Source organism: Desulfurivibrio nitratireducens (assembly GCF_044068515.1).
Taxonomy (GTDB): Bacteria; Desulfobacterota; Desulfobulbia; order Desulfobulbales; family Desulfurivibrionaceae; genus Desulfurivibrio.
The window spans coordinates 1-5,492 of record NZ_JBIPKI010000074.1; the positions used below are offsets into that span (position 1 = coordinate 1).

General features: G+C 66.0%; 6 protein-coding genes and 1 pseudogene. 3 read left to right on the forward strand and 4 right to left on the reverse strand.

The window, feature by feature from the left end:
* From ACHHTY_RS11645 to cutA, 3 genes and pseudogenes are all read right to left on the reverse strand, one after another.
* Positions 1–421, reverse strand: a pseudogene (locus tag ACHHTY_RS11645) (hypothetical protein); the annotation flags it as partial.
* 94 nt (positions 422–515) lie between these two features.
* Positions 516–728 carry a hypothetical protein gene (locus tag ACHHTY_RS11650; protein WP_395494334.1) on the reverse strand — a complete coding sequence of 71 codons (213 nt, stop codon included), beginning with the start codon at positions 726–728 and terminating at the stop codon, positions 516–518.
* On the reverse strand, positions 725–1,087 hold the full coding sequence (cutA, locus tag ACHHTY_RS11655; RefSeq protein ID WP_395494335.1) for a divalent-cation tolerance protein CutA: 363 nt from the start codon (positions 1,085–1,087) through the stop codon (positions 725–727). The genes ACHHTY_RS11650 and cutA overlap by 4 nt, the downstream gene beginning before the upstream one ends.
* Positions 1,088–1,356: 269 nt before the next feature.
* Here cutA and ACHHTY_RS11660 point away from each other — a divergent pair, with 269 nt between their 5' ends.
* Together ACHHTY_RS11660 and ACHHTY_RS11665 are read left to right on the forward strand one after the other, a co-directional pair.
* The gene (locus ACHHTY_RS11660) at positions 1,357–2,139 is read left to right on the forward strand and encodes a type III pantothenate kinase (RefSeq protein ID WP_395494336.1); all 783 of its coding nucleotides are present in this window, start codon (positions 1,357–1,359) and stop codon (positions 2,137–2,139) included.
* A complete protein-coding gene (locus ACHHTY_RS11665) occupies positions 2,123–3,040 on the forward strand; it encodes a S66 peptidase family protein (RefSeq protein ID WP_395494338.1) in 918 nt (305 codons plus the stop codon). The genes ACHHTY_RS11660 and ACHHTY_RS11665 overlap by 17 nt, the downstream gene beginning before the upstream one ends.
* Positions 3,041–3,064: 24 nt before the next feature.
* On the opposite strand, the gene ACHHTY_RS11670 is transcribed toward ACHHTY_RS11665, so the two are convergent.
* Entirely contained in the window at positions 3,065–3,796 is a 732-nt protein-coding gene (locus ACHHTY_RS11670; RefSeq protein WP_395494339.1) for a lysophospholipid acyltransferase family protein, read from the reverse strand.
* Positions 3,797–4,032: 236 nt separating this feature from the next.
* On the opposite strand from ACHHTY_RS11670, the gene ACHHTY_RS11675 reads away from it, so the two are divergent.
* Positions 4,033–5,492: DUF748 domain-containing protein (locus tag ACHHTY_RS11675; protein ID WP_395494340.1), on the forward strand; the 1,460-nt coding region annotated here is incomplete at its 3' end.

Here is a 5,492-nt window from a genome sequence, read left to right on the forward strand (position 1 = left end):
CGGCGATCGACAGGGTTCGCAGCAGGGCGGCCAGAAAGGTGAGCCCGACATAAAGCAAGGCCGCCCCCTTGATGAAAGGGAGCATCAGGAAAAAGACCGTGGGCAGATGCATAAAGTAGCGGGGCAGGCTGTGGAGCAGGTGGGCCAGCAGCAGTTCCCGCCGGGCGATCCGGCCGTCGCGGTAGGCCTCGGCCAGCATGGTGTTGGCCGAGATCCCGGAGACGAAGGCCAGGGCGAAACTGGAACCGGCGGTTTCCGAAAAACGGCCGAAACGGATGAACGGCAGGGCCAGGCGCGACAAAGCCCGGTTCCAGCCCAGTTCCTCGATCAGGGTGGCCAGCACCAGCCCCAGGGAGATGAAGATAAATATCCGCCCCAGGGGCAAGGCCAGCCCGGCCCACAGTTCATCCAGCAGCATCATAGCTTGACCAGTTTGGAAAAAGTTCCCGGCCCCGCGGGTGTCGCCCCGGTGCCGCGAGTTGCCCGGCGGAAAGCGGCGGCGGCCCCAGCCGGCGTCAGCCGTTCAGCATGTGGATCCGGCCGCAATCGGGGCAGACCCAGGTGGGGCCGTTGCTCAGGCCCCAGAGGTTCTGGTGGAAGCACTCATCGCAGATCTCGAAACCGCAGGTGCAGTTCCGACAGTAAGGCAGTTCCCGGCGGCAGCAGTGACAGGCAAACTGGCGCCCCCGGCGCCGGCGGCGGGGCGCAGGTTTTTTTTTGTCGCTCACGGCTGAGCTCGGTCCTTGAGTTCTTCCCGCAGCCAGTTGGCGTATCCGCCGCTGCAGAGGGGCATGGGCAGGGCCACCACCTCCGGCACTTCGTAGGGGTGAATCCGGACAATGGCTTCCTCGATCCGGTTGAAATGATCGGCCCGACTTTTGATCTGGCACTGGTATTCATCGGTGCGCTCAATGGTTCCCTGCCACCAGTACATGCTGGTGATCGGCCCCACGATCTGGACGCAGGCGGCCAGGTGCTCCTCGAGCAGGGTGCGGGCGATCCGTTCGGCGGCTTCCTTGGTGGACACGGTGGTTACGATCTGCACATATTCCATTTCTTTTTCTCCCTGGCGCCGGGCGGATGTCATGCTGCTCCCGACCGGCGGTTAAAACCCCTTGCCCCGGTACGCGTTGGACGCCACCAAACCAAGAGGCCGGTTAGAACTTCAACTGCTTCGGTAACAAAAACTGTGGGGCGGAATTAAGCGGTCTCTCTGGACAAGCCGCTTTTCTTTCTGGTACAGTCCCACGGGTGACGGCTTCCGGGTTCGGTCGCCCGGCTCAACTCGCCTATCGTTTAATCTTAACCGGTCGCAGCGGCTTGCCGCAACCGCCCGGCCGCCCAAGGAGCCAAGCCATGCTACTCGCCATCGACGTGGGCAACTCTCATACGGTTATCGGGCTATTCAAGGCCTCGCGCCTGCGCTGCCAGTGGCGGGTAGGCAGCAACCCGGCGGCCACGGTTGATGAACTGGCCGCCCTGCTCCATGGCCTGTTCGCCATGGAAAACATCACCTTCGGCCAAATCGGAGGCATGGTCATCGCCAGCGTGGTGCCGCAGGTCACCTCCACCTGGAATCGCTTCGCGGCCGGATTCCTGGGCCTGGATCTCGACATCACCCCCTTGGAGGTGAACAACCGGCTCGATTATCCGATCCGGGTGGCCATCCCCAATCCGGCCGAAGTCGGGGCCGATCGGCTGGTCAACGCCACCGCGGCTTACGAGCGTTACCGGACAGCCTTGATCATCGTCGATTTCGGCACCGCCATTACCCTGGACTGCGTTTCCGCCGCCGGCGACTACCTGGGCGGTACCATTACCCCCGGAGTCGCCATCGCCCTGGAGGCCCTGGGGCAAAGGACCGCCAAGCTGCCCCGGGTGGATATCACCATCCCCCCGGCCGCCGCCATCGGCACCAGTACCGTCGAGGCCGTTCGCTCGGGCCTGCTGTTCGGCTATGCCGCCATGATCGAGGGCCTGGTCGGGCGGGTCGGCCGGCAGATGGCCCCGGAGGTTCCCAAGGTCATCGCCACCGGCGGCATGGCGGAGCTGATTGCCCCCTACACCGAAGTGATCGAAGAGGTCGACCCCCTGCTCACCCTGGAAGGGCTGCGGATCATTTATGAACGCAACAGTTAAGCGCCGGCTGCCGCCGCCCCTGGTTAAGGGCGATACCATCGGCATTTTCGCCCCGGCCGGGCCGGTACTCGACCCGGGCGCCGCCGCGGCCGGCCTGCGCCTGCTCCGGGAGGCCGGCTTCAAAATCCGCTGCCGCGACGATATCCTGACCCGGCAACCGGGCTACCTGGCCGCCGACGACCGGGCGCGAGCGGCGGAACTGCACGACCTGTGGCGCGATCCCGAGGTCAAAGCCCTGCTGGCCCTGCGGGGAGGCTACGGTTGCCTGCGCCTTCTGCCGCTGCTGGACTGGGATCTGCTCAACAGCCGGCCCAAGATGTTGATCGGCTTTTCCGATCTCACCGTACTCCATGCCGCCTTGCTCCAGCGCACCGTCCTCGTCCCCTTCCACGGCCCCATGCTGTGTACCCTGAGCCAATCCGAGCCCGAGTCCATCCGCCATTTTCTGGCGGCTCTGGCCGGCCGTTTCCCTGATGTCATCCGGCCGGCTGGTCTGGAGATCCTGCGCCCCGGCAACGCCGGCGGGCCCCTGCTGGGGGGCAACCTGGCCTCGCTCAACCATCTGCTGGCCACCGCCTGGGAGCCCGAGCTGGCTGGGGCCGTGCTGTTGCTGGAGGACGTGGGCGAAGCTCCTTATCGCCTGGATCGCCTGCTGACCCAGTTGGCCCTGGCCGGGCGGCTGGCCCGACCGGCGGCCATCATCCTGGGCGAATTCAAGGAATGCGGCCCGCCGGAAGAGATCTGGCAACGCCTGCTGGAATTGACCGCCCGCCAGGAGCTGCCCCTGTGGGCCAACTTCCCCGCCGGCCACGGCCCCCGCAACCTGACCCTGCCCCTGGGCGCCATGGTCCGGCTCGACTCCAGCCGCGGCGAACTGGTCCTGCCGCCCCCGGTCTCGTAAGGCGGGGCCTGGCCCGGCAACCCCTCAGGCGGCCAGGAGATTCCGCACCTTTTCTTCCAACAGCTCCGCCAGGTTCTGCTTCTGTTTAAGGTTGTAATCACCGGTGGCAATCGGTTGACCGATGGTGATCGTAACCCGGCCGGGCCTGGCCAGCAGCTTGCCCTTGGGTAGAATCTCATGGGTTCCGGTAATGGCCACCGGCACCACCTCGACCCCGGCCTTGATCGCCAGCACCATGGCACCGGCCTTGAAGGGCTGCAATTTGCCGTCCGAGCTGCGGGTTCCCTCGGGGAAAATGATCACCGAGGTGCCGGCGGCGATTTGCCGGGCCGCTTCATTGAGGCTCTCCAAAGCCCGGCGGCCATGGCTGCGATCCACCGGGATATAGCCGGCTCGCCGCATGGCCCAGCCGAAGAGAGGAATGGCGAACAACTCCTTTTTGGCCAGCCAGCGGAAATCAAAGCCCAGGTGGCCCTGGAGCACAAAAATATCAAACTGGCTCTGATGGTTGGCGGCAAAGATGTAGGGTTTGCCGCGATCCAGCCCCTCGAGCCCCTTGATGGTTACCATCACCCCGCTGGCCCGGCAGATCCGGCGCCCCCACCAGCGGGGCAGGAACTGCAAGCGGCCGTCCCGATAGCCCAGGAAGAGAGCCAGGAGCAGGGCGCTGAAACTCACCAGGCCGGTGAGCAGCGGCACCAGGACCAGGACCAGCAGGCCCCGGGGAAGATTAAGCAAGTCTGAAATTTGTTTCACGGTTGCCACCAATGGCCGAGATGGTTAAGATAATTGCCGGGACGCGAAGCCTGGCCGCCGATCATTTCGCCAGGTTTGCCGAGAGCGCCGTCCCTGAGTAACGGCTGGACCTGAACGGCCCCTTAGTTAAGGCGGGCTTTCGGCGGGCGATTATAGCATGTCCCGGCGCCCCCCGCCAGTTCCCCAAGCAGCCCAACCCTCGTCCCGGGCCCAGCGCCCCATGAGAATCAGCAGCAATGAGCAGCAAAGAGTTTGACTCCATCGGCGCAATCCCCATTGCGGATCAGCCGACCGCTCCCGAGGAACCCGCCACCGCAGAACCTGCCCCGGAGCCCCCCGCGGCGGCGCCGGCAATGCCTCGGGGGTCCGCCGCCGACCAGCAGCCGCCCCACCAACCGGACGATGATCTCCCCCCGCGCCGCCGCCCGCCCCGGCCCTTGTCCTACCGCCTGTTCTGGCCCGTCGTGGCCGCCGGGATCCTGCTGTTTTTTTACCTGCTTGGCTCCCAACTGGTCTTCCCCCTTACCGGACCGCGTCTGCTGGCCCAGTACCTGGAGAAAAAGCTGGACCGGCCGGTGACCATCGCCCGGGCCGAATGGCGTCCCCTGGCGGGCAAGCTGGTGCTGCAAAACGGCATCATCGGCCCCCGCCGGAGTGATTCCTATGACCGGGTGGACCCGATCCTCTCCTTCCGCACCCTGGTGGCCGACGGCGGTTTTTTTCACCTGCTGCGCCGCGGCTCCCTGGTCCGCAGCCTGACCATCGAGCAGGGCTATGCCCACCTGGTCCGCACCGCAGAGCAAAACTACAACTTCCCTCCGCCGGACCGGCCCCTGCTCTCCTCCCGGCTGTTGCCCGGCCGGGTGGAAATCCGCCACAGCCGGCTGGAATTCAGCGACCAGGGCCATGACCCCCTTTTCAAGGTCGGGCTCACCGCCATCAGCGGAGTACTCCACCGGCAGCCGGGAAGCGGCGGTGGCGAAATCAAGGTCGATCTGAGCGCCCGGGGTCCCGGGGAAAGCGCCATCCTCTTCCGGGGTTCCCTCCGACCCCTGGCCGACCGCAACGATGCCGGCCTGGAGCTGGAACTGGGCCGGTTGCCGCTGCCGGCTCTGGCCCCCTATCTCAATGGCCGGCTGGGCGCCGCCATCCGCCGGGGCTACCTGGACGGGCAAGCCCGGTTGACCAGAGACGGCCACACGGTCAAGATCGACCAGCAGTTAACCCTGACCGCCCTGGACCTGGCCCCGGCGGAAGAGGGCGCTGAAGGCCTGCTGCTTTTGCAGGCTTTGCTGGCCGACCGGGAAGAACGCCTGAGGCTGGAGCTGCCGCTCACCATCAACCTGAATCGGCGGGACCACCCTTATTTAGCCGCCATCGCGGCTTTCATCGCTGAACTGCGGGAAGAGGCCGCCGGCGCTCCCTGGGCCTTGCTTGACCGGGAAATGCCCGACCTGGCTATTGCCGGCCAGATCTCTTTTGCGGCCGGCAGCGCCGAACTGAGCCGGGATGGAGGCCGGAGCCTGGATCAACTGGCCGCGGCCCTCGGTCGCCGGCCCCTGCTGACCCTGCGCTTGCAGGGGATCAGCGATCCAGCCTGTGATCATGACGCCCTGCTGGCCGCCCGGGAAAAGCAAATTCGCGAAGAGCGGCGCCGGGCCGTAACCGCCCTCGCCCGGGAACTGGCCGCCGGCCG